Raw genomic sequence first — 25,504 nt, 5'->3', positions numbered from 1 at the left:
TGATTCGCACGATAAGGATACCGAACGGATGGCGGAGCTGACCCCTCAGGAGCGCTTGCAGCCCTCGTTGCTCGACCGGCTCACCGACATGGCGCCGGACGAGCCCGACGAGAGCCGCGAGCAGCGCGTGATCACGGCGGCGCGCCTGCGCGAGTATGTGACGCGTGACATTGCCGCGCTGCTGAACTGCACGCGGCAGTGGGACAGCGACGGTCTTCCGGGACTCGATCACGTCGCTAACTCCGTGCTGAACTTCGGTATTCCGGATCTGGCGGGCGCACCGTTGTCCGGCATCGACGCAGGCATGTTGCAGGAGCGTATCCGCACAGCGCTCATCGACTTCGAGCCGCGCCTGATCGCGGACACGGTGCAAGTGGCCGTGAATATCGACGACGCGGTAATGAACGCACGCTCGCTGAGTTTTCGGATCGAGTCGCAGATGTGGGCGCAACCCATGCCGCTTGCGCTCTATCTGCATACCGACGTCGATCTCGAGACCGGTGAATTCCGGGTCTCGCAACATTTCGGTTGACTATCATGGACCCACGTCTTCTCGGCTACTACAACCGCGAACTGCAGCATGTTCGCGAGATGGGCGCGGAATTCGCGAGCGCCTATCCGAAGATCGCGGGGCGCCTCGGCATGGAGGGCTTCGAATGCGCCGATCCCTACGTGGAGCGGCTGCTGGAAGGCTTCGCATTTCTCGCCGCACGCGTGCAATTGAAGCTCGGCGCGCAATACCCGGTGTTCACCCAGCATCTGCTGGAAATGATTTATCCGCACTATCTGCTGCCGATTCCGTCGATGGCGGTGGTGCAGATGCATCCGGACGCGACGCAAGATCTGCCCGCTGGCGGCCACACGGTCGCGCGGCATACGGTGATGCGCAGCCTGAAGGGTTTCGGCGACCGTACCGCGTGTGAGTACCGGAGCGCGCACGAGGTCACGCTGTGGCCGCTCGAACTCGCCGAGGCGCGCTATTTCGACACGCCGGCCGCGCTTGCCGCCGCCGCTCTCGTGCCGCCGCCAGGGCGCGAGGTCCGGGCGGGGTTGCGGCTGCGCTTCTCCACGCTCTCAGGGGTGCAGGCGAACATGCTGGCGCTCGACAGCCTGCCCGTTTACCTGGCCGGAGCAGACGAACTGCCCAACGTCGTGTACGAGCAGATGCTCGCAAACGGTGCGGGCTACACGATCAGGGCGCGAGGCGCGCAGGAAGGCCAATTCGTCAGCGAGCATCACGACGCGGCGGCGCTGCGCGCAATCGGCTTCGGCGAACACGAGGCGATGCTGCCGTACGGCGACCGTTCGTTTAGCGGCTACAGACTGCTACAGGAATATTTCGCGTGCCCGGAGCGCTTTCGCTTCGTCGAATTCACAGGACTGCGCTCCGTGCTCGCACGGGCTCAGGGCAATGAGTTCGAGATCGTGGTGTGGCTCGACCGCGGTGCTGCCAGGCTGCATAACGCGCTCGACGCCGGCAACTTCAGGCTGTTCTGCACGCCCGCGGTCAACCTGTTCGAGCAGCGGGCCGACCGGATTCATCTTCAGCAAGGCAAGACCGAGTATCACGTGATCGGCGATCGCACCCGTCCGATGGATTTCGAGGTGCATAGTGTGCTCGACGTGCAAGGCTACGGCGACAGTCAGGAACCGCAGCAAAGCTTTTTGCCGTTCTATGGCGGCACGTCGCGCACCTGGCATCACGCCCAGTCGGCGTTCTATACGTTGCGCCGCGAGCCGCGTCTTCTTTCGGGCCGGCAATTGCAGAACGGCGCGCGCTCCAGCTATGTGGGCAGCGAGACGTTCATTGCGCTCGTCGACGCAAACGACGCGCCGTACCCGACCACGCTGCGTCAACTCGGCTTGCGGGTGTTATGCACCAATCGCGATCTGCCGTTGCATATGCCGGTCGGCAAGTCGTACACCGATTTCACACTGGACACCGACGCGCCGGTCGCATCGATTCGCTGCATCGCCGGTCCGACCCGGCCGCGCGCGCCGACCGCTACCGGCGAGACCGCGTGGCGGCTCATCAGTCATCTGCAATTGAATTACCTGTCGCTGTTCAACGAGAGCCGCGACGACGATGGCAGCAAGGATGGCAACGACGAAGGCGAGCAGAACGCCGCCGCATTGCGCGAGATGCTCGGCCTCTATCGCGACGAGTTCGACGCGGCGGCGCGGCGGAGAATCGAAGGCATCAAGCAGGTCGCCGCGAGAGCCGCCACGCGCCGCGTGCCGGTGCCCGGACCGATCACCTACGGGCGCGGGCTCGAAATCACACTGACGTGCAGCGACGCGGCCTTCGAGGGCAGCAGCGCGTTTTTGCTCGCGTCGGTTCTTCAGCATTTTTTCGCGCGCTACGTCTCGCTGAATTCGTTCACGGAGACCGTCTTGCGCACCTTCGAACGTAACGAGGTAGCCCGATGGCCCGCCACACCCGGCAAGCGTCCAATCCTCTAGCGCCCGATCCTCTGGCACTGGAAGCCGCGCTCAGCGAGCGGCCGTTCGACTTCGAATTTTTCGAGGCAATGCGCCGGCTCGAATGCGCGTATCCGGACCGTCCGCGGCTCGGACATTCGACGAAGCCGGCCGACGATCCCGTGCGGCTCGCGCATGCGGCGACGCTCGAGTTTGCGCCGCGCGGCATCGAGCGCTTCGAGCGCGGAGCGGCGGGTTCGCCTGGCAAGCTATACGGGCTGTTTCTCGGCCTGTTCGGACCGAACGGTCCGTTGCCATTGCATCTGACCGAGCATGCAGTCGAGCGTCAGCGCAACGCGAAGGACACGTCCCTGGTGGCGTTCGCCGACATCTTTCATCACCGGATGCTGAGCCTTTTTTACCGCGCGTGGGCCGATGCACAGCCCACGGTTCAACTCGATCGTCCCGACGAAGACCGCTTTCGCACGTATGTCGGCGCGTTGATTGGAATGGCCGCGCCGCAACTGGAAGGACGCGATGCGCTGCCGGATCGGTACAAGCGCTTTTTTGCCGGCCGGCTGGTGCCGCAGGCGCGCAATGCCGAGGGGCTCAGGAGCTTTCTCGCGCATTACTTCGGCGTGCCGGTGGCGGTGCTCGAGTTCATGACCGGCTGGATGCAGTTGCCGCGCGACGCCCATCTGCGAATGGGCATTGCGGTGGCGTCATTGGGCCGCGACGCGACGCTCGGTGCACATGTGCGCGGCGCGCAGCAGCGCTTTCGCTTGCGAATCGGGCCGTTGCCGCTTGGCGAGTTCAAGCGTTTTTTGCCGGGCGGCGATGCGCTCGCCGAACTGGTCGCCGCGGTCAAGCTCTACGTGGGCGGAGAAAAACGCTGGGACGTGCAGATCGTGCTCATGAAAGAAGAGGTGCCGGCGACGCATCTCGGCCAGATGGGTCGCATGGGCTTCAGTACATGGATGGGTCACTACACGAAGCCCGTCGATGCCGACGACGTCGTGCTGACGCCAGTCGACTGAGGCCATGCGAATGCATTGCACCGACGCGCTCGCGTCCTGACTTTCAACCGGCGGCATCACGCCGATCACCCCATTTCAAAGGATCGCCATCATGGCCGAGATCAGTCGCGGCGCGCTGTTCGGGAAGCTCAATTCGCTTGCCTACCGGAGCATCGAAAGCGCTACCGTGTTTTGCAAACTGCGCGGCAACCCGTACGTCGAAATCGCGCATTGGGTGCATCAGATCCTGCAATTGCAGGACTCCGATCTGCACCGGATCGTCAGGCGCTTCGACGTCAACCCGTCGAATCTCGCTCGCGATCTGAGCGCAGCGCTCGAGCGTCTGCCGCGCGGCAATACGACGATCAGCGATCTGTCGGCCGACGTCGAGGAAATGGTCGAGCGCGCCTGGGTCTTCGCCACGCTGATGTTCGGCGAGGCCCAGGTTCGCACGGGGTATCTGCTCGTCGGCGCGCTGCGCACGCGCCATCTGCGTAACGCGTTGCTCGCGTTGTCGGCTGAGTTTGCGAAAGTGAAGGCGGAGGCGCTTGCCGACGCGTTCGGTGAGATCGTCGCGGGATCGCCGGAAGACCGCCTGGAGGCGACCGACGGCTTCCGTTTGGGCGCGGCGCCCGCGCCTGGCGAAAGCAGCGGCTCCATTGCGCCGGCGCAGATGGGAAGACAGCAGGCGTTGCAGCAATTCACGGTCGATCTGACGGCGCAGGCGCGCAAAGGTGCGCTCGATCCTATCGTTGGCCGCGACGGCGAGATTCGCCAGGTCGTCGACATACTCATGCGCCGCCGGCAGAACAATCCGATGCTGGTCGGCGAGGCGGGCGTCGGCAAGACCGCCGTCGTCGAGGGCTTCGCGTTGCGCATCGCGCGCGGCGATGTGCCTCCGGCGCTGAAGGACGTGGTGGTGCGCACGCTGGATGTCGGTCTGTTGCAGGCCGGCGCCAGCATGAAGGGCGAATTCGAGAACCGGCTGCGCCAGGTGATCGACGAAGTGCAGGCGTCGCCCAGGCCGGTGATTCTCTTTATCGACGAGGCCCACACACTGGTTGGCGCGGGCGGCGCGGCCGGCACCGGAGACGCCGCAAACCTGCTCAAGCCGGCGCTCGCGCGAGGCACGCTGCGCACGATCGGCGCGACGACGTGGGCCGAGTATCGCAAGCACATCGAAAAGGACCCGGCATTGACGCGGCGGTTCCAGACTGTGCCCGTCGACGAGCCGGATGAAGAAAAGGCCATTCTAATGATGCGCGGTGTCGCCAGCGTGATGGAGCAGCATCACCGCGTGCAGATTCTCGACGAGGCGCTCGAAGCGGCCGTCAGGCTGTCGCATCGTTATATCCCTGCGCGCCAGTTGCCGGACAAGTCGGTGAGCCTGCTCGACACCGCTTGCGCGCGGGTGGCGATCAGCCAGCATGCGACGCCCGCTGAAATCGACGACATGTCGAAGCGGATCGAGGCGCTGGAGACCGAACGGAACATCATCGAGCGCGAAAAGAGCGTGGGCATCGACGTGACGGCCCGCGAAGCGCGCGTCGCTGTTTCGCTCGACACGGAACGCGCGCGCCGCTCGCAACGCGAGTCGGAGTGGGCGAGAGAGAAATCGCTGGTCGAGCGGATTCTGACGCTGCGTGCGCAACTGCGCGGCGATAGCGCGGTGGTCGATGGGGCGAGTGACGACGTCGCGCAGCCGGCAGAGGCCGAGCCGGATCGGATAACGCAGACGGGCGCGGCCTCTGCGCCCGACCCTTCCGCGCGCGCGGAAATGCTTGGGCGTCTCAGGCGCCTGCAAGCCGAACTCGCCGAACTCCAGGGCGAGGCTCCGTTGATCCTGCCGAGCGTCGACTACCAGGCGGTCGCGTCGGTCGTCTCCGACTGGACGGGCATTCCCGTAGGGCGGATGGTGCGCAGCGAACTGAAGACCGTGATGAATCTGGCGACTGTGCTGGGCGAGCGCGTGATCGGCCAGGATCATGCGATGGAAGCGATCGCGAAGCGGATTCAAACCTCGCGCGCCGGCCTCGACAATCCCGATCGTCCGGTTGGCGTGTTCATGCTCGCGGGCACTTCGGGCGTCGGCAAGACCGAGACCGCGCTGGCACTGGCCGAGGCGCTGTACGGCGGCGAGCAGAACCTCATCACGATCAACATGAGCGAGTTCCAGGAGGCGCATACGGTATCCACGCTCAAGGGTGCGCCGCCGGGCTATGTCGGCTATGGCGAGGGCGGCGTGCTGACAGAAGCGGTGCGTCGCAAGCCGTATTCGGTCGTGCTGCTCGACGAGATCGAGAAGGCGCATCCCGACGTGCACGAAGTGTTCTTTCAGGTTTTCGACAAGGGCGTGATGGAAGACGGCGAGGGCCGCTCGATCAATTTCCGCAACACGCTGATTCTGCTGACGACCAACATCGGCACCGAACTGATAGCGCAACTCTGCAGCCGCCCGGCCGCCATGCCGGATGCCGACGGGCTCGCGAAGGCGCTGCGCGAGCCGTTACTCGACGTATTTCCCCCCGCGCTGCTCGGCCGGCTCGTGGCCATTCCGTACTTCCCGCTCAGCGCGGACATGCTGGCGCGAATCGTCACGCTGCAGTTGAACCGCATCAAGCGGCGCGTGGAGGAGCGCTACCGCGTGCCGTTCGACTATGACGACGCGGTCGTTCGCCTGATCGTCGGACGCTGTACCGAGAGCGAATCCGGCGGCCGGATGATCGACGCAATTCTCACCAACACGATGCTGCCCGCAATCAGCCGCGAGTTCCTTGCGCGCTTGATCGACGGCGGCGAGGTGCGGCAGGTTCGCGTGAGCGTGGAGCAGGGCGATTTTGCGTATTCGTTCGACTCCGCTGCGTGCCTCGATCAACCTGGTCTCCATGAGGAGGTTTGAAAGTTGAGAGCCATTCCAAAGGTCATTCATATCATCTGGATCGGCGGCGATATCCCGCAACGGAATCGCGATTGCATCGTCACGTTTCCAAGGATGAATCCCGACTGGGAAGTCAATCTCTGGATCGACGCCAACCAGTTGCTGACCGGCGAACGCCGCCGGCAGATCAGCGACCAGAACGGAGCGCAAGGCCTTGGGCGCGTTTCCGCGGCGCAATGGCAGGAAGTCGCACAGGTGCTGGGAAAAAAAGGAGGCGATGCAGCCACGATCCGCTATCTGGAAGAGTATCTGAATCAGCGCGGCGAGACCCTCCGAGGCATGCGCGCGACGCAGGTCAACTCGATCATCAACTTTTGCGAGGAGAACAGGATCAAGCTTCGCGAAGTGCAGCGCGACCTGAAAATGGGCAAGAACGCAGCGATTTATCGCAGGGAACTCGTCAATCGCGGCGCCAACTTCGGTTCGGCCAGCGACATTCTGCGCATCGAGATTCTTCTTCAGTACGGCGGCATTTATGCGGATACGGACGTCAGTTGCGTGAGTCCGCTCGGCGACATCGTCTGCCATCAGTCTTATCCGCGGTTTTCCGCCGTGAATCCCGTGTGGCACAACGGCGTAAGCGAAAACGACTGGACCAGCGCGGACTGGTGGCAAGCGAATATTCGCGGAGATCAACCGCCTCCCATCAGCAACTCGATCATTGCAAGCCACGCCGGCAGCAATGGCCTGAAGTCGTATAAAGCGCTGATACACAGCAGGTTTCGTTCGATGAAAACCAACGACGAGCTGCGCACCGAGTACATGGAGGACGTGCGCCGCAGCACGATCAGGATGACCGGCCCCACGGCCGCGGCCGAGAGTTCGGGCTTCACGAAACTGCGCGACCGGATGTTTGAGGACCAGGCCCGCTCGCAGCTTCCAGAGCAGAGTCTGGAGAACAAGATCTTCATGCGCGACAACTGGTATTTCCCCATGTACAAGGTCAGAGACAGCTACTTCCACGACTGGCTTTGACGCTCGAGTTGCAAGTCGCCCACATACAACCAGCGTCCCCCGCCGCGCGCGCCGATTTTTTTACTTCACGAGGAAGGAATAGATCGCGAGACCCGGCTGTTGTGTTCTTCGAGAGACGAACCAACCGCGTCGGGAGATAAGGCGATGCCAGCAGCAAAGAGCAACGATGGATTCGCGGAACTGTCGACACTGAGCGACAAGAATGTCGTGCAGTTCGTGACGAGGCTGATCCAGAACTTCGAGCACGGATCGAATCCCCGCTTCACATACAGGAACGTGCTGGCCGACGACGCGAAGGACAACAAGTCGAAGTCCGTGAACCTGATTTCGAACGCCGTCGTGATTCCGTGGACAGTGAGCGAAGAAGACGGTGCGCAGGACGTTCTGTTTCTGTCCGCGCATGTCAACGCCACGCTGAAAATCGGTCAGCTCAAAAAGACCTCGCCGCTCAAGATCAATGTCAGCAAGTTTCATCTGACGGTGCGGCGCAAGCGTGTGCAGGACACCATCGAGGACAGCGGCGTGACGGTCGATGTCGGACCCGAGTCGATCCACATCGGCGGTGCGAGTGACGGCGGCTGGGACAAGCGTAGCGACAACCTGGAAACGCTGCGCAAAAAGCTGATAGAGGATTCGGCGCTGCCCGCAAAAGAAACCTTGATCACAAAGGAAGCACTCAAAGAGATGCTTGACGGCTGGGTCTCCGTGTCGCGTTTCAAAAGCGAGATTCGCGAGAACTTCAGAACGTCGCTCGAAACACAGGTCGAGAAAAACGTGAAGTCCGCGGCGAACCTGCCGAGGTTCAGCGTGGACGTCGTCCTCTAGCACGCATGGACGCACGCACCATCGCACAGCTTCGCGCGCCGCACTGACCAGTTCCGCACACAACCCGCTTTCGTCAATCACATGGCTCACGCAATCACGCTCGCCTCGAACCTCGGCACCAGTCTGCTGTTCTCGAACATGACCGCGACAGAATCGCTCGGCCGTCTGTTTTCATACCGGATCGAGGCGATCAGCAAGAACCCGCAGGTCGATCTGCGCGCACTGCTCGGCACGCCGATGACCGTCAAGCTCGTCACCCCGCAGGGCTATACGCGGTACTTCAACGGCATGGTCAACGAGTGCGAGCAGGGCGGCTTCGTGAATATCGACAACGTGCGTTACGCCGTCTACACCTTCGGAGTCGTGCCGAAGGCGTGGTTGGCGACGCGCCGGCGCGACTGTCGCATCTATCGAAGCATGAGCGTGCCGCAGATCGTCAAATCGGTGCTCGCCGATGCCGGCTATGCGGACGTAAAACTGAGTTTGAGCGGCACTTACGCGCCGCGCGATTACTGCGTGCAATACCGCGAGAGCAGCTTCGATTTCATCAGCCGCCTGATGGAGCAGGAGGGCATCTACTACTTCTTCACGCATGCGGACGGTGTCCACACGATGGTGCTTGCCGACGCGCTCGGCGCGCATTCGCCTGTGTCCGGTTTCGAGCAGATTCCCTATGCGCCGCCGACCGGGCGCGGCAAACGCATGAAGGCGTCGATCAGCGACTGGACCACTGCGCGCGCGATGAATGCAACGCGTGTGCAACTGGACGACTACGACTATCTGAAACCGAAAGCGTCGCTGCTCGCCACCGAGGATGTCACCGATAAGGACGATGCCCACAGCGTGAGCGGTCTCGACATCTACGACTACGCGTACGACTACGTCGGCCACGACCAGCGTCTGCAGGACGGTCAGCGCTACGCGCAGGTGCGCGCCGATGCGCTCAACGTGCCGATGCTGACGAGCGCCGGGCACACCGACGCATGCGGCGTCACCACAGGCGCGTTGTTCAGGCTGAAGGACTTTCCGCTTGCGGACGCCAACCAGGAATATCTCGTGATCGAAACCGAGATGCGGCTCGTCGAGCCGGACTACGTGACGGGCGGCGGCGCGGACGAAGGCGAGGAACCGTTTCGCTGCGCGTTCAGGGCGATTCGCAGCCGTCAGCCGTTTCGCACGATGCCGCTCACGCCGCGCCCGGTGATTGCCGGCCTGCAGACCGCGGTGGTCGAAGGCAACACGCCGGAGGACATCGCAGTCGACAAATACGGCCGTGTGCAGGTCACGTTCTTCTGGAACCGCCCGGCCAAACCAAACGCGCAGAGTTCTTGCCCGGTGCGCGTCGCGCAGATGTGGGCGGGCAAGCGCTGGGGCGCGCAGTTTATTCCGCGCGTCGGACAGGAGGTGGTAGTCAGCTTTCTCGACGGCAATCCGGACCGGCCGCTGATTATCGGCAGCGTCTATAACGCGGACAACATGCCGCCGTACAGCCTGCCCGAAAACCGCACGCAGAGCGGCGTCAAAAGCCGCAGCCACACCGGCTCCACCGAGGACTACAACGAAATCCGCTTCGAGGACAAAAAGGGCAGCGAAGAGGTGCTGATTCATGCGCAGAAGAATTTGCGCGAGGAATCGGAGCATGACCACGACGTGCAGGTGGCGCGCAATTACACGCTGACGGCCGGCAAGCAGATCAGGCTGGTGACCGGACTCGCGAGCATCACGTTGAACAGCACGGGTGAGATCGCGATCGAGGGCACCAACGTTACGGTGAATGGCGAACTGAACGTGGCGATGACGTCGGGGCTCGCGATGGAACTCAATTCCAAGGCGAATCTGAACATCAGTTCGATTGCCGCGATGGAGATTCTGTCCGAGGCCGACTGCCTCGTGCAGTCCACCAACCTGCAACTGATCGGCACGGCCACCGCGATACTCGGCGGCGCGGCGCCGATGATCCTGCCGCTATGACTACGCTCTTCGACGCTGCCCGGCAGATGCGGCTATCCGCGCCGGCGAACGCCCGCCTGGAACCAGGGATGACGCCGCGCGCCGCCGTACAGACGCTGCTCGACGACGGACTGGCCGCCGACGCGCTGAGCCTGCTCGCGCGCCTCTTGCCGCGTCGCTACACGGTCGCGTGGGTATGTCAGTGCGCGAGCCGCCAGCCCCTCGGCGCGCACGACCGCGAAGGTGTCGCGCTTGCCGAAGCGTGGGTGCGCGATCCGGGCGAAGCGCAGCGCGCCGCCGCGGCGTCGTTTGCCAACGAGCACCGCTACCGGACGATCGGCGCATGGGCCTGTGCCTCCGCCGGCTGGACCGGCGGCAACCTGAATCCACGATACGGGCAGCCGACGCCGCCGCCCGAGCACCTGAGCGCGATTGCCGCCACGGCGGCCGTCAGCTACATGGCCGCGCTGGTCCCGGCGCAGATCGACGCGCGCCGCACCGCGTTCGTGCGCGACGCGCTGAGCCTGCTCGGCATCCCTAACGATATGGACGGAGCGACGCAATGAGCACCGCGCACAATCTGATTCTCTCGGTGCAGGGCGAACGGGCCGAGCGTCTGGGCGGCCGGCGCGAGTACGTGTTCGACTGTCGCGACGGCAGCATCGGCCGCTCGGAAGACTGCGACTGGGTGCTCGGCACCGAGGGTGTGTCGCGGCTGCACGCTCTGGTGCGCTATCTGAACGGCCTCTATTTCGTCGAGGACCGCAGTACCAACGGCATGCTGCTCAATGGCGCCGCGCTGCAAAGGGGCGATCCCGCGGCGCTGAAAAACGGCGACCGGCTGCAGATCGATACATTCGAAATCACGGTGCGTCTTTCCGGCGCGACGGCCGGGCAGGACGATACCTCGCGCGACGTTTCGCGCGACGTTTCAACAGATGCCCGCAAAGCGGCGGCGCCCGCGCCGTTGCCGCCAGCGTCGGCAGGACCGTCGCCGTTGCCCGCCTCCGACGTGGGAGCGGCTCGCGCGCGGAACGCCGAGCCGCTCGATCTGGGTCTGCTGCTGCCGTCCGCGCGTGCCGGCGCATCTGGCGGCGCAGGGTTTGCGGAAGGGCTGATTCCCGGTGCAGCCGATGCCGCAGCGGCGGGCGCGAGTCTCGATCCGCTCGCGCTATTCGACGCGCCGCCTTCTTATTCCGACGAGGCTGCGCCCGCAGGTCCGCCTGCGCCGGACTGGAACCACATGCCGGCGGTCGCGGACCGCTTCCGCCCGCCGCAAGTCGAACTGCCGCGAACCAGCGGCCCGCTGCTGCCGGACGACTGGGACGCAACCGGAAGCCGGGTCGAACCGCGTTCCGGGCCGCAACGGGAGCCGGTCGATGTCGAGCCCGTCGCCGGGACGTCGGCGGATGTAGCGCAGGCGACGGACTCACGGCGGTCGGCGGATTGGCAGCATGCGTCGCCGGCTATCGTCGATTCTCCCGCTTCGGCTCCGGCTCCGGCTCCGGCTCCGGCCGCCGCGCCGGTCTCATCGATTCCGACGGGCGCAGCGGTTCCGTCAGTCGATCCGGCGGCAGCGGCTCCGCTTACGGATTCGTCACCCACGCCGGCAACGTCGCCATCGACATCAACTCGGCCCACCCCACCAGCACCACCCACGACCCCCGACCCAACCCCCGTCATAACCAGCGCGTCCCCGCCAGCATCCGCCGATGCCGATGCCGATGCCGATGCCGAGCCGCAAGCGCAACAATTGACCGACATGCTCCACATCGCCGTCGACGCGATGATGGACGTGCTGCGCGCCCGCGCCGAGCTGAAGAACCGCTTCCGGCTGCCTGCAACGCTGATCCAGCGTTCGGAGAACAATCCGCTCAAGTTCGCGCCGACCGCGCAGGAAGCGGTCAGGCGGCTGTTCGCGCCGCCGGACGGCGGCTTCCTGTCCGGCAACGCGGCGCTCAACGATGCCGCCGCCGACATCCGCAATCACCAGATGGCCATGCTTGCCGGCGTGCGCTCGGCATTCCAGTCGATGCTGGCCCAGTTCGATCCCGCGCGCATCGAGGAGTCCGAAGGCCGCGCGCGACGCTTGCCGCTCGGCGGCCGGCCGCGCCACTGGGAGCGCTACAAGGAGCAGTTCGACGCGCTAACCCGAGACCCCGACGAATGCTTTCGGCGCCTGTTCGGCGACGAATTCGCGCGGGCCTACGAGCAGCAGCTCGCGCACCTCAAAGCCCGCGCGGCCGACGACCCGCAATAGTGACCCCAGCCACCGCGTCAGCGCACTGCCCGCAGCCGGGCGGCGCACACAGAACTCTTGATCGAACCGACGACATGACCCACCGCAACAAAGTCATATGGAGCGAAGGCCTGTTTCTGAGGCCGCAGCACATGCAGCAGCAGGAACGCTATTTCGAGCGCTACGTGGAACTGCGCGCGGGCGGGCTGCGCCCGCATGCGTGGGGCTTCCAGGAGCTCGAACTCGAACCCGACCTGCTCGCGATAGGCAAGCTCGGCATCAAGCGCGCGCGGGGCGTGTTTCCCGACGGCACGCCCTTTTCGATGCCGGGCGACGATCCACTGCCGGCGCCGCTCGACATCGATTCGAACTGGCGCGATCAGGTCGTTCACCTGAGCTTGCCGCTGCGCTCGTCCACGCGGGCAGACAGCGGATGGACCGGCGCGGGCGCCGCCGACCAGCTATTGCGCTATCGGGTTCGCGAGACGGAAGTGCACGACGCGTCCGGCAGCATGGAAGGGCTTACCGTGCTCGAAGTCGCGGGCATGAGCACGCGGCTCATGCCGGAGTCGCAGCCCGCCGAGGGACTGATGCAGATTCCGCTCGCCCGCGTGATCGAGTGCCGGGCCGACCGGCGCGTGACGCTCGACGACGGCTTCATGCCGAGCGCGTTGCAGACTCAGGCCGCCGAGCGTCTGGTGACGTTTCTGTCGGAACTGCTCGGCCTGCTTCACCAGCGCGGCGAAGCGCTCGCGAGCCGCGTCACGCAAACGGATCGGGGCGGCGCTGCGGAGATCGCCGACTTCCTGATGCTGCAGGTCATCAACCGTTACCAGCCGCTCGTTGCGCATCTGGCCGAAGCGCCGCTGCTGCATCCCGAAGCGCTGTACCGGCTGCTGCTCGAACTGGCCGGCGAACTGGCCACCTTCACCGCGCCGGCCAAGCGCGCGCAGAGCTTTCCGGCGTACCGGCACGAACTGCTGCGGGAGAGCTTCGAGCCGGTGATCGCCGCATTGCGGATCGCGCTGAGCGCCGTGCTCGAACAGAGCGCGGTGCCGATCCCGCTGCAGCAACGCAAGTACGGCGTGTGGGTCGGCGTCGTGCCGGATTCGACGCTCCTCGACACGGCAACCTTCGTGCTCGCCGCGCGAGCCGATATGAAAGCCGAGGACATGCGCCGGCAGTTGCCCACGCAATCGAAAATCGGGCCCGTGGAGAAAATCCGCGACCTCGTGAATCTGCAACTGCCGGGCATCGGCGTGTCGTCGATGGCGGTCGCGCCGCGCCAGTTGCCTTATACGTCCGGCTTCGTGTATTTCGAGTGCGACCGCGGTTCGGCGATGTGGCGAATGTTGAAGACATCCGGTGGCATCGCGATGCATTTCGGCAGCGGCTTTGCCGGCCTCGATCTTCAACTGTGGGCGGTTCGCGCATGAACACCGCCAATCGCAACGATCAGCCGGGCGGGCGCTTCGACGCCACCGTGATCCGTCCGCAGCCGCAAGCCGGCGCCGACGACGCAACCCGCATCATGCCGCGGCATGCGCCTTCGCGCGGCCACGAGCAGGCCGCTTCTGCCGCGCCGCGTATCGAACTGCGCGAATTGATGAGCGGCGTCGTCAATCCGCTCGTGCGCGCCGCCAATCCGCTGCTGCTCCTCAGCGTGCAGTTGCGGCACAGCGTGGCGGCGCCCGCCGATGTCGCGCGGCTGCGCGAACAGGCCGTCGCACACGTGCACAGCTTCGAGCGTCACGCGCAGGATGCCGGTGTCAACACGCAAACCGTGATGGCCGCGCGCTACGTGCTGTGCACCATGCTCGACGAAGCCGTGAACAATGCGCCGTGGGGCGACCTCAGCGGATGGGCGCAAAAGACGCTGCTCGTGACGTTTCACGGCGAGACCTACGGCGGCGCCAAGTTCTTCCAGATTCTCGACCGGCTGAGCGTGGACTTCTCGCGTCATCTGGATCTGATCGAGATGATGTACATCTGCCTCGCGCTCGGTTTCGGCGGACGCTATCTGGTGGAGCCGGGCGGCCTCGGGCGTCTGGCCGACATTCAGGACGATCTGTACCGCCGGATTCGCGGCTTGCGCGAAGCGCCCGCTGCCGAACTGGCGCCGCACTGGCGCGGCGTCGATGACCGCCGCAATCCGGTCATGCGTCATGTGCCGCTGTGGATCGCCGCTGCCGCGTCGGCGGTCATTGTGATCGGTGCGTTCCTGTACTTCTTCACGCGGCTGAATGCGCTCGCCGAACCCGTCGGCGCGCAGCTTGCCGCGATCGGCACAGGCAGCGCGCCGCCGCCCGCCGGGGCCGCTGCGCCCAGGCCCGCTCGCCCCAGCCTGAAGGCGCTGCTTGCGCCGCTCGAGCAATCGGGCGCGCTCGCCGTGGACGAGCAGGCCGACGGCCGCGACACGATACGCCTTGCGGCAGGCGCGCTGTTTCCTTCGGGCGGAGCGGATCTTTTACCCGACGAGATTCCGCTGCTGCGCCGCGTGGCCTCGGCGCTGAACCAGGTGCGCGGGCGCGTGATCGTGGTGGGCCATACCGACGATCAACCGGTGCACTCGCTCAGATTCAAGGACAACTTCGCGCTGTCGACGGCGCGCGCGCAGAACACGCTGGCGGTCCTCGCACAAGGACTCGACGATCCGCGCCGGCTGGAGGCAAACGGCGCCGGTTCGTCGCAGCCGATCGCGACGCCGGCCGATCTGCCGGCGAACCGGGCGCGCAACCGTCGCGTGGAAATTCTGTTTATCCCGGAGAACTGAACCCATGAACACGCTGAAAACCTGGGTCAAGTCCCGGTGGTTCACGCACGCGCTCGGCCTGCTGCTGATCGCGGCACTGATCTGGCTCGGCGGCCCTTACGTGGGCATCGGCGAGCGCGAACCGCTCGCGAGCGCGGCGGCGCGGGTCGCATTGATTCTCGCCGTGGTGCTCGCATGGGTGATTGCCTTGCAGGTCCTGCAATGGAGAGCGCAGCGCAAGACTGCACGGCTTTCCGGCGACCTCGCGGGCCAGGAGACGCAGCTCGCCGCCGCGGAGCCCGGCAGCGAGGAGCGCGCGCAACTGCTGCAGCGCTTTCGCGAAGCAATCCACACGCTGCGCAAGACACGCCGCAACGGCAACAACCTGTACGCGCTGCCGTGGTATGTCGTGATCGGGCCGCCCGGCTCGGGCAAGAGCACGCTGCTGCAAAACTCCGGTCTCGACTTTCCGTTGTCCGAGCGCTTCGGCAAGGACGCGTTGCGCGGTATCGGCGGCACACGCAACTGCGACTGGTGGTTCACCGACGAGGCCGTGTTTCTCGACACCGCGGGCCGCTACACGACGCAGGATTCCGACGCGCAAGCCGATGCAAGCGCATGGCAGTCGTTTCTCGCGCTGCTGCGCCGCTATCGCAGGCGCCGGCCGCTGAACGGCGTCATCGTGACGATGAGCGTGTCCGATCTGCTCGGCTTCGACGACGCCGCGCGCGAACAGCATGCGCGCGCCGTGCGCCGTCGTCTGGACGAACTCGCGCAGCATCTGAAAGTCGCCGTGCCCGTGTATCTCGTGTTCACCAAATGCGACCTGGTGGCGGGCTTCGGCGAGTTCTTCGACGACCTGGGCGCTCAGTTGCGCAGCCAGGTGTGGGGCGTCACGTTCCCGCTGGGCGCGAGCCTCGACGGCAGTGCGTCCAGCCGTTTCGCCGATGAATACGATCTGCTGCTCAACCGCCTCAACACGCGCCTGATCGAGCGCCTGCACGGCGAGCGCGACCGCGGCCGGCGTGCGTCGGTGCTGAGCTTTCCGCAGCAACTGGGCGCGTTTCGCGAGATCGCCCGGCAGTTCGTCGAGGCCGCGTTCGGGCGTCACCAGTACGGCACGCCACCGATGCTGCGTGGCGCTTACCTGAGTTCGGGCACCCAGGAGGGCGCGCCGATCGACCGGATACTGGGAGCGGTCGCGCGTACCTTCGGCGTCGACGCCGCGCGAGTGCAGGCCGGCGCCGGGCAGCGGCACACCTACTTCGTCGAGCGCCTGCTGAAGGATGTGCTGTTTCGCGAGTCGGGTCTCGCGGGCACGAATCCGCGCTTCGAGCGGCAAAAGCTCTTCATGCAGGCCGCCGCCTATGCGGGCCTCGCCGTCGTGACCCTCGTGCTGGTCGCGGGATTCGCGACCAGCTATGCGCGCAACCGCGCGTTCGTCGCGGAAGTTCAGGGCGCGCTGAAGGATCTGCCCGATGCCACTACGCTTGCCGGCGCGCCTGACCTCAAGTCGTATTTCGCGCGGGCGCTCGCGCGGCTCGAGGTGATCTCCGCGACGCAGGATGCCGCGGGTCAGTACCGCGCGCACGTGCCGTGGTCGATGCGCTTCGGGCTGTATCAGGGCAACGCGCTCTTCGCGCAGGCGCACAGCGCATATCTGCGCGAGCTTGACGGCACCTTGCTGCCGGGCGTCGACCTGCGGTTTCGCGAAGGTCTCGTCGAGAACGCCAGCAATCCGCAAGCGCTCTACGACGATCTGAAGGGCTACCTGATGCTCGGCGAGCCGCAGCATCTCGACGCGGACGAACTGGCCGCGCTTGCGCGCGTCGAGTGGCAGCGGCTGTTCCCGCAGGACCCGGCGATTCGCACTGCGCTCGACAAGCACTTCTCCGCCCGGCTCGGCGACGCGCAGAAGCCGCGCGCACTGCCGCTCGACAACGCACTGATCGCTCAGGCGCGCTCGACGCTGAAGACAGCGGACGTCGCCACGATGATCTACGGCAGCGTGCAACTGGACGCGGGCCGCTCCGGTGCGTCGCCGGTGCGGCTCGACCAGTCGCTCGGGTTGCTGGGCAACGTGTTCCGCCGCAAGAGCGGGGCGCCGCTGTCCGAGCCTTTGCCGGTTCTTTTCACGCGGCCGTATTTCCAGTCCGAGGTGAGCGGCGGGCTAGACCAGTCCGTCGATCGTTTCGTGAAGGACTACTGGGTGTTCGACAGCGGGCGCGTCGATCCGCTAGCCCGCTCGCGCTATGAACAACAGGTGCTGACGCTCTATGAGCAGGACTACATCCGGAACTGGGATGCCTTGCTCGCCGATCTGCAATTGCAGCCGGTCACGAGCATTCAGGACGCGAGCGCGATGGCCGCGAAACTGTCCGGACCGAGTTCGCCGCTAAAGGCGCTGCTCAACCTGGTTCGCGACAATACGAGCGACATGTTGCGCGCGCCGGCAAGCGGCGCCGCGGCGGGCGCCGATTCGCTGGCCTCGCAGGCGCGGCTTGCGGGTGAAAACATCGCGGCGAAGCGCGCGCTGAACACGCGCCTCGCGGGCGAACTGCGCAACGCAGGCGCGCCGCTGCCCGTCGGCGTCACGCTCAAGGCGGGCGATGCGAACCCGGCCGGCTCGCGGCAGCCGGGCGCGGCCATCGAAGAACATTTCGCGCAGATCGATCAACTGGGCACGGGCGCGGGCACGAGCGGCGCGACGCCGCTCGACCATACGTTGGCCGTGCTCGATCAGCTTGGCAAAACCCTGCTGACCATGAACGACCTGAGCGACCCTGCCGCGCAGAACAGTCCGGCGCTGCTTGCCGCGCGCCAGGAAGCGGGGCAACTGCCGCCGCAGGTGGCCGGGCTGATTCAGGGTCTCACCGGCAAGAGCGCCGATCTGGTTGCGAGCGGCGGGAGCGCGGCGCTTGCCGATCAGTTTCGCGCGGCGGCGGGCAGCGACTGCGCAAACTTCGTCGATGGACGCTATCCGTTTGCGGCAAGCGGCGGCTCGGATATCCCGTTGCAGAATTTCGCCGAACTGTTTGGCAACGGCGGCAGATTCGACAGTTTTTTCAAATCGACGCTTGCGCAGAGAGTCGATACGGGCGGCCGTGCATGGCGCTGGAAACCGGGCGCGCCGCCGGGACCGCAATCCGTACTGGCCGGCGCGCAGGCCGCCGACGACATCCGTCAGATGTTCTTTCGCAGCGGCGCTCAGGTGCAGGTCGGCTTCACGCTGCTCGCGCCGCAGTTCGAGGCGCCCATCGCGCGGGCCGTGATCGAGATCGACGGGCAGAAGTACGACTATTCGGCTAACGGGGCGTCGAGCGTGGCAATGGCATGGCCGGGCCCGCAGCCGGGCCATGTGTCGGTCAGCGCTTTCGATGTGGCCGGCCGTCCGCTCGGCACGCCGTTGCGCTTCGACGGCGAATGGGCGTTCTTCCATGCGCTCGACGCCGCTCGCCTGCAAAAGCAGGGCGACCTTCGCTATCTGGCGACGTTTGATTTCGACGGCCATGCTCTGAAGCTGCCGATCCAGCCGGCGAGCCTGCGCAATCCGTTCGACAGCAATGAAGTGCGGCGCTTCAGGTGCCCGCGATGAGCGGCGCCGTCGGCTTCTACGGCAAGCTGCCCGGCGCAGGCGACTTTGTGCGGCGCCGGCTGCCGCCGGACTTCGTCGATGCATGGGATCGCCACTTCCAGCGCGCGGTCGAGATCGGGCGGCGCGAGACCGGCGAGCGATGGGCGTCCGCCTGGCAGCACGCCCCGGCATGGCGGTTCGTGCTTCCGTCACAGGTATGCGGCAACGGCTCGTGGTGCGGTCTCGCCGGTCCGGCCGTGGACCGTGTCGGCCGTGCATTCCCGACCGTGCTGGCGGCGCGCTGTTCCGGCGAAGTCGCGGAGCTGTTTGGCAATCCCGGCTGGTTCGACGCGCTCGAGCGGGTGTACCGCAGCGCTCAAGGCGAGGCAGTCAGCGTCGAGACGTTCGACGCGCGTGTCGTGACGCTGCCCCGGCCTTTCAGCGACGCGCGCGATTTGTCGGCGCTTTGGCGCGAGTTGCCGTGGGACAGCGGGCAATGGGGACTCGGCATAGCGGACAGCACGTGCGCCGGCCTGATTCTGAGCGAGGCATGGCGCCAGCTTTGCATGAGGCCGGGGCCGTGGTGCCTGTGGTGGACCGCGGGCGCGGCGCGATTGCTGGCGACGCGCGGGTTGCCGCGCAGTTATGCGGCGCTGCTTGCGCCTTCATGCCTGCCGGCTCAGGACGTATATGGGCTGCACGAACTGGAGGAACTGCACGGACCGCATGGAGCGTATCGACAGTATCAATCGCACGAGCAACCCTTGCGCGCTGACGATACTTTTAGCTCGTCGGATATCGATGCAGGCGACGCCGCGTCGGCAACGGCAGCCTCCGCCTCCGCAAGCGAGCCTTTGATCGCGACCTCAAGCAGTCCCGACCTCGTCCCTCGCACCGCCCCGATCGGCAGCACGACGATGTGGCTGGACAACGGCCGCACTTTGCTCGTGAGCGCCGACGACGGTCCGTCTGATCCACGCTGCGTGGCCGCGCGCGGCATCCGCGAGACGGTGCTGCTGAACGCGCCCGACGCCCGGATGCTCAGGGCCGGGCTGATGTCGCTCCATGCGCGGCTGCGTGATTCAAACAGTGAAGCAAGCCGTGAAGCAAGCCGTGAAGCAAGCGGGGCGGCTGCCGAAAACGGCGCGGCTGTCGTCGTGTGTTTCGAGGGCGCGTCCGCCCGCGTGATGCGCGTCGGCGCCGCGGCGCTGTGGCACTGGCGCTCCGGCCAGTTGCTCGCGCCGTTCGTCGAGCGCGCGGCCGGCGCGGGCGGCGAGCTGGACGATCTGCTGTTCGGCGACGCATGGCTCGACATGCCCGGCATCGGCGCCCACGGCGATCCGAACTGCGAGGAAGCGGCGCTTTCGCTCGAACGCGGCGACCGTCTGCTTCTGCTCGCCACACGCCAACTCACGCGGCTTTCGCGCGACTGTCTCTCCACGGCGCTGGCGCTGCCGACCTGCGACGACGTGCGCGCCTATCTGGCGAATGCGGCCGGGCTTCGTGCGCCGTCCGCGGAATGGCCGCTCGCGGTCGTGGAGATAGACGCATGACGACGGTCTGCCGCTCAGCCGGCCACACGGAAACGGGTAACGTGCGCCGCCGTAACGAGGACGCGATCCTCGTGCGCGACGACCTCGGACTGTGGGTCGTCGCCGATGGACTCGGCGGCCACGCGGCCGGCGACTACGCCAGCACGCTGATCGTCGAGCGGCTGGGTGCGCTGACTCGCGACGCCGACGTGAACGACTTCATTGCGGCCATCGAAGATACGTTGCAGCAGGTCAACGCCGAGCTGCGCGCGGCAGCCGCGGCGCGGCAGGTCGACGTGATCGGCTCGACGCTCGCGCTGCTGGTCCACGCCCCGGCATTCGTGCTGTGCGGCTGGGTTGGCGACAGCCGCGTCTATGTGCACGAAAACGGCGCGCTGGTTCAGCTCACGCGCGATCACGTGCACGGTCAGCCAGCCGACATCACACAGTTCGGCACGCGCGCGCCGGCAGCGGGGGCGGGGGTGCTGACACGCGCAATCGGCGTCGAGGACACGCTGTTCGTCGACTGGGCGGTGGCGGGCAGCCGCCCAGGCATGCTGTTCCTGCTGTGTTCGGACGGGATCAACAAGGAACTCAGCGACGGCGAACTGGCCGACGCATGCCGCGATCCGCACACCCCGCAGCAGCTTGTGGACCGCCTGTTCGCGCTGTCGCTTGCGCGCCGCGCCCGCGACAACCTTTCCGCCGTGATCGTACGGCTTGAAGCAGCCTGATAGACCTTCGATGAACGACATCTACTCACGCCTCGGCGCCGGCGGCGCGCGCGCACGGCAACTGTTCCTTCTGATCGAGGCTCGCGCACGGCGGTTGTTCGCGCGGCGCGCCGCGCCGGTTTCGTCTTCTTCCGTGTACCGCCGCGAGCAAGTGGCGCTCGATGCGAGGCCCGCTGACGCCGACGACGGCCTCACTGTCGTGCAACCCGCAGTGGGGGTTTCATCGCGCGCATCGTGGGACGACGCGACCGTCGTCAAACCCGCGAGCCGTTCCGTCAGCCACGCGGGATCGGAAGAAGTCCGAAGCAACGATGCGAACAACAGCGATGTGAACGACAGCGATGTGAACGGCAGCAGCGCCAGCGATAGCAAGTCCAGCGACAGCAGCCTGAATCGCGATACCTGGCAGCGCGTAGCCCAGGCGCGAAGCGGCGATCATGCATCGGTGGGCAAGCTGCTCAAAGGACGTTTTCTGCTCGAGCGCGAACTGGGGCGCGGCGGCATGGGCGTCGTCTATCTGGCGCGCGACGAGCGCAAGGTCGAGGCCCGCGACCGCGATCCCTACGTGGCCGTGAAGGTGCTCAACGACGAGTTCCGCCGCCACCCGGATTCGCTGATTGCCTTGCAACGCGAAGCGCGCCGCGCGCAACGGCTTGCTCACGACAACATCGTGCACGTCTACGATTTCGACAAGGACGGCACGATCGTTTTCATGACGATGGAGTACATCGACGGCACGGATCTGCGCACGCTGATTCGCGAGCGTCCTTCGGGAATGCCGTTTCGCGAGGCGTGGCCGCTGATCGACGCGATGGCGCGCGCGTTGCAGCGGGCGCATGCGAGCGGCATCGTGCACTCGGACTTCAAGCCGGGCAACGTCATGGTGACGCGCGACGGCGTGCCGAAGGTGTTCGACTTCGGCATCGCGCGCGCGGGGCTCGCTGCCGCGGGCGCGGCCGGTGAGCAGACCGTGTTCGATGCCGGCACGCTCGGCGCGATGACACCGGCCTATGCGAGCCTCGACATGATCGAGGGCGCGGCGCCGTCGGTGCGCGACGACGTGTACGCGCTCGGCTGTGTGGTTTTCGAATTGCTAACCGGCCGCCATCCGTTCGACCGGCACAGCGCCGACGTCGCGTTGCGCGAGAGTGCAGTGCCGCCGCCAGTGCCGGGTCTCGGGCGGCGTCAATACCGGGCGCTGTGCCAGGCGGTGGCTTTTCGCGGCGGCGAGCGGTTGCAGACGGTGGGCGCGCTCGTCGAAGCGCTGCGGCCGAGGAAAATGCGCGAGCGCCTGTTGCCATATTGCGCGGGCGCTCTCGCCGTGGCGGTGCTCGCCGCAGGCGCTTCCGCATGGCATAGCCAGCATCGCCATCGGCAACTGGAGGCGACCATCGCGCGCTTTGCCGATAGCGATTCACGGCACTACGCGAACGAAGACCAGGCCGTCGCGGCGCTCGCCTTGCTTGGCGTGGACGAGCGCGAACGCCTCGTGCTGAACCAGAACGATCTGATCCAGCGCTTTCTCGCAAGCCGGCTCGACGCGTACTGGAGCCCGCCGCTCGGGCGGATCGATTATGCGGCCGCCCAGCACGTGTTTCAGATCCGCGACCAGTTGAAGCTGTTTTCGCCGGAATTCGACGTGCGGCGCAAGCAGATCGACGATGAGCGCGCCGACATGCTCGCGAAGCTCGCGAGCAGCCTCGACGAAGCGCTCGATCGCGACGCGTTGTTCGACGACCAGCCGGGCAGCGCGGCGGACATCCTGCAGCGGATTCGCATGCTCGACCCGGGCAGCGCGTTGCTGAAGAGTCCGCAGATCGAATCGCGCTACGACGCCGCGATCGGGCAATCGCTCGACTCGGCCAGGTTCGACGAAGCGCGGGCGCGGATCGCGCTGGCCCTGCAACTGTTTCCGGACTCCTCGCGCTTGCAGCGGCGGCGCGGACAACTGGCGGCCGCAGCGGCATCGGCGACACAAAATCATGGGACGCCTGCCGCCGCGATGAGCGTGCCCGATGCGCGCCGCTCGCTCGTGGAACTGGCGGCTAATCCGTCAGCCAGTGCATCGTGGCTCGACGGCGTGAGCCGGGCGATGAGCGCGCTGCAAAACGACGCTTCGTCGGAAACCGGCACCGCAATAGACGCGCTCGCCGACGGCATCGTCGCCGCGGCGTCTCGCGTGACCGATCCGCTGCTGGCGCATCGGACGCTGGACGTCATCGAGGTCGGCTTGCGTTATGCGCCGCATTCGCCGGGTCTTTCCGCTCAGCGTGACCGGATGCTGCAGTTGTTGCAGCAGCAACGCATCGACCAGTTGACGGCGAGCGGCGACGCGGCTGCGCAAATGGACGCGCTGCGGCTCGCCGCTGCCGCCAACGACGGAGCGCGTGCTCTCGCGGCACTCAACCGGATGCGCGCGTTGGAACCCGGCAACGCGTTCCTCACGAGCGGCGCGCCGCAGCTCGTTGCCAACGCGTATCTCGGCAATGCTCGCGCGCTTGGCCGCGCGGGCCATCTGCAAGACGCCGCTCGCGTCGCCTCGCAGGGTGCCGACGCGCTTTCCGGCGATCAGAAACTCGGCGACGCGGCGCAACGCTATCTGCTCGCGGCGGCAATCCTGGCCGCGCGCGATCAGCCGATGGCCGACCCGGATCTGCAGGCGCTGCAGGCACGCTTCGATACCGCGCAGGCAGCCGACCCGGAAGCCATGAAGCAGATGGAGCGCGACATCGGCGCGAGCATCGCGTTGCCGCCAGGCGGCTTGAGCGCGCTGCTGGAGCAGATCAAGGCGCGGGTCGAAAGCGGCGATGCGGCGAGCGCGGCGGCGTCGGTTTCAATGACGCTGCCCGCGCGCAGCGACCGGCACAGCCAGGCGAACGCATGACGGGCAGCGAAATGCGGCGGGCCGGACAGCGCAGACGGGCGGCGCGGCGCGGCACTCAGGCGGAGCTTGCAGCGACGACACAGGAGGAGCCGGGCATGCGCGAGCAGCAGGTCAACGACGCGTTGCGGGTGCTCGATGAAATGCATCGGCTTGGCCGCATCGAACGCGATGCATATCGGCAGCGGCGGCGACGCTTGCTTGATTCGCTCGTCGGCGAAGCGCCCTCCGATGGGCGCGATACGGTGCGTCGAAGCGTCCCTGCGGGTGCCGCACGGCGCCAGCCCGTGCCGATTCGGCGGCGCGATGCCGGCAGCGCGCAGATGCCTGTGAAGCGAGGCCGCTCGTCCGCGCTATGGATGCTGCTGATGCTGCTGTTGGTCGCGGTGGCCGGCGCGCTTGCCGCCGGCTGGTTGATGCTGGCGTCATGACGGCCGCGATGCGGTCTGCTGAACGCGCCTCCGCGGCCGCACTTCGCCGGCCACGCCTGGCCGGCCGCGCCTCGCCGGCCGCGCTTATTCGCTCTCGGAACCCGACAATGTCTGAAGCTCCGACAGCCCGCCTGGCGCGATGTCCCTGAGCACCTCGGCGAAACTCTTGCCGACGAGGCGCCGCGCGCGTTTGAGCAGAATCGGTAGCGGGCTCGAAGGTTCGACGCGCTCGTAGTAGTCGCAAATCTCGTCGAGCCGCCGGATCACATCGGCCTGGCCGGAGATTCTCGCGTTGGCCGGCTCATGCGTAGCGCCCTCGTGCGGCGACACAGGCGAAGACGAAGACAAGTCCAGAAGCGAGCCCGACAGCGAGGCCGGCGACGCGCCGACGCCCGCTTCCGGTCGTCCAGGAAACCGGCGCTGCACTTGCGCATCGACGAATTTTTTCAGATCCGCGATATCGCCGCACAACAGCGCCAGGTCGGGGCTCGCCGTGCCGAGTTTTTCCCGCGCCAGCGCAACGATGGCTTGCGCATGTTCCTGTGCTTCTGCGAGCGTTGCGGCCGATTGCGGCAACTGATCCTCCGGGCAGTCCATGCAACATGCTTCGAGATCGACGAGCGTCGGAGCCGGCGCGCCGTCCTGCGACGGCGACGCGTTGATCGCGCCCGTCGCGACGCGCAGATCGCGCAGCGAAAAGCGGCCGAGACGCGGCGACTGCACAAACGGAGCAAGCCTGAACATGCCGAGCGCGCTTTGCGGATCGCCAAGCGGCATCAGCGCATTGGCGCGGGCGGTGGGGTCGTTGTTATCGTCTGCGTCCAGTTGTGGATGCACATGGTCCCAGTAGCGTTCGAGCAGCCCGCGCACGAGGCCGAGGCCCGCGGCCCATCCGGACAGACCTTCTCTACGGGTTCGAGCAGAACACAGGTGAACCGCGACGCGCAGATCTTTCGTGCGCGCGAGCAGCGCGCCGGCGGCGCTTGCGACTTTGTCCCAGTCGGGTTCCTGAGCCGCTTTCAGACTGTCGCCCATGGCGCGCTCGGGCGTCGGTGTCGCCAGCAGTTCGAGTTCGGTGAAGGCGGGATCGTATTCCAGGTTGAGCCCGGCCGGCGCCGCATCGTCGATAGGGGAAAGCAGGGCATTCGTCGTGGAGGAGTCGGTCATGTCGGACTGGAAGATGAGAGCATGTGCAAGCGCAAGCGAAAACGGCGGACGCGCTCGCGTGATTTCGTT

17 protein-coding genes are annotated in these 25,504 nt (G+C 66.2%); 16 read left to right on the top strand and 1 reads right to left on the bottom strand.

Annotation, left to right across the window (positions count from 1 at the left end; translation table 11 throughout):
• Positions 1–28: 28 nt before the first annotated feature.
• The 16 genes from tssE (at position 29) to ABIE53_RS19090 (ending at position 24,268) form a co-directional block, all read left to right on the top strand.
• Entirely contained in the window at positions 29–532 is a 504-nt protein-coding gene (gene tssE / locus ABIE53_RS19165; protein ID WP_029970268.1) for a type VI secretion system baseplate subunit TssE, read from the top strand.
• A 5-nt stretch (positions 533–537) separates the two neighbouring features.
• Entirely contained in the window at positions 538–2,463 is a 1,926-nt protein-coding gene (gene tssF / locus ABIE53_RS19160) for a type VI secretion system baseplate subunit TssF (protein ID WP_192699863.1), read from the top strand.
• Positions 2,427–3,458: a type VI secretion system baseplate subunit TssG gene (gene tssG / locus ABIE53_RS19155; protein WP_192699864.1), complete on the top strand. Its 1,032-nt coding sequence runs from the start codon at positions 2,427–2,429 to the stop codon at positions 3,456–3,458. The genes tssF and tssG overlap by 37 nt, the downstream gene beginning before the upstream one ends.
• A gap of 91 nt (positions 3,459–3,549) precedes the next feature.
• On the top strand, positions 3,550–6,336 hold the full coding sequence (gene tssH, locus ABIE53_RS19150) for a type VI secretion system ATPase TssH (protein ID WP_192699865.1): 2,787 nt from the start codon (positions 3,550–3,552) through the stop codon (positions 6,334–6,336).
• Between the two features lie 3 nt (positions 6,337–6,339).
• Positions 6,340–7,350 carry a TcdA/TcdB catalytic glycosyltransferase domain-containing protein gene (locus ABIE53_RS19145; protein ID WP_192699866.1) on the top strand — a complete coding sequence of 337 codons (1,011 nt, stop codon included), beginning with the start codon at positions 6,340–6,342 and terminating at the stop codon, positions 7,348–7,350.
• 144 nt (positions 7,351–7,494) lie between these two features.
• Entirely contained in the window at positions 7,495–8,175 is a 681-nt protein-coding gene (locus ABIE53_RS19140; protein ID WP_006049768.1) for a hypothetical protein, read from the top strand.
• A gap of 81 nt (positions 8,176–8,256) precedes the next feature.
• Positions 8,257–10,146, top strand: coding sequence for a type VI secretion system tip protein TssI/VgrG (gene tssI, locus ABIE53_RS19135; protein ID WP_310076321.1), 1,890 nt, complete (start codon positions 8,257–8,259; stop codon positions 10,144–10,146).
• Positions 10,147–10,214: 68 nt separating this feature from the next.
• Positions 10,215–10,691: a DUF6931 family protein gene (locus tag ABIE53_RS19130; RefSeq protein ID WP_006049766.1), complete on the top strand. Its 477-nt coding sequence runs from the start codon at positions 10,215–10,217 to the stop codon at positions 10,689–10,691.
• Positions 10,688–12,385 carry a type VI secretion system-associated FHA domain protein TagH gene (gene tagH, locus ABIE53_RS19125; RefSeq protein ID WP_192699867.1) on the top strand — a complete coding sequence of 566 codons (1,698 nt, stop codon included), beginning with the start codon at positions 10,688–10,690 and terminating at the stop codon, positions 12,383–12,385. Before ABIE53_RS19130 ends, tagH begins: the two co-directional genes overlap by 4 nt.
• Before the next feature lie 74 nt (positions 12,386–12,459).
• Complete coding sequence (gene tssK / locus ABIE53_RS19120; protein ID WP_029970276.1) at positions 12,460–13,800, top strand: type VI secretion system baseplate subunit TssK; 1,341 nt, start codon at positions 12,460–12,462, stop codon at positions 13,798–13,800.
• Positions 13,797–15,137, top strand: coding sequence for a type IVB secretion system protein IcmH/DotU (gene icmH, locus ABIE53_RS19115; RefSeq protein ID WP_192699868.1), 1,341 nt, complete (start codon positions 13,797–13,799; stop codon positions 15,135–15,137). Before tssK ends, icmH begins: the two co-directional genes overlap by 4 nt.
• Before the next feature lie 4 nt (positions 15,138–15,141).
• Positions 15,142–18,711, top strand: a complete 3,570-nt coding sequence (gene tssM / locus ABIE53_RS19110) for a type VI secretion system membrane subunit TssM (protein WP_192699869.1) — start codon at positions 15,142–15,144, stop codon at positions 18,709–18,711.
• Positions 18,708–20,243 (top strand): type VI secretion system-associated protein TagF, encoded by a 1,536-nt coding sequence (gene tagF, locus ABIE53_RS19105; RefSeq protein WP_192699870.1) that lies wholly within the window; start codon positions 18,708–18,710, stop codon positions 20,241–20,243. The genes tssM and tagF overlap by 4 nt, the downstream gene beginning before the upstream one ends.
• Entirely contained in the window at positions 20,240–20,956 is a 717-nt protein-coding gene (locus ABIE53_RS19100) for a PP2C family protein-serine/threonine phosphatase (RefSeq protein ID WP_114157539.1), read from the top strand. The genes tagF and ABIE53_RS19100 overlap by 4 nt, the downstream gene beginning before the upstream one ends.
• Positions 20,957–20,966: 10 nt before the next feature.
• On the top strand, positions 20,967–23,840 hold the full coding sequence (locus ABIE53_RS19095; protein WP_192699871.1) for a serine/threonine-protein kinase: 2,874 nt from the start codon (positions 20,967–20,969) through the stop codon (positions 23,838–23,840).
• Positions 23,837–24,268: a hypothetical protein gene (locus ABIE53_RS19090; RefSeq protein ID WP_310076327.1), complete on the top strand. Its 432-nt coding sequence runs from the start codon at positions 23,837–23,839 to the stop codon at positions 24,266–24,268. The genes ABIE53_RS19095 and ABIE53_RS19090 overlap by 4 nt, the downstream gene beginning before the upstream one ends.
• An 84-nt stretch (positions 24,269–24,352) precedes the next feature.
• Here ABIE53_RS19090 and tssA read toward each other — a convergent pair whose 3' ends face one another.
• Complete coding sequence (gene tssA, locus ABIE53_RS19085; protein ID WP_053860188.1) at positions 24,353–25,435, bottom strand: type VI secretion system protein TssA; 1,083 nt, start codon at positions 25,433–25,435, stop codon at positions 24,353–24,355.
• Positions 25,436–25,504: the final 69 nt, after the last annotated feature.

This window comes from Paraburkholderia sp. OAS925 (genome assembly GCF_040543975.1).
GTDB classification, from domain to species: Bacteria; Pseudomonadota; Gammaproteobacteria; order Burkholderiales; family Burkholderiaceae; genus Paraburkholderia; species Paraburkholderia graminis.
Note: the sequence above shows the minus strand (reverse complement) of the source record. Positions and strands in the feature narration are given on the sequence as shown.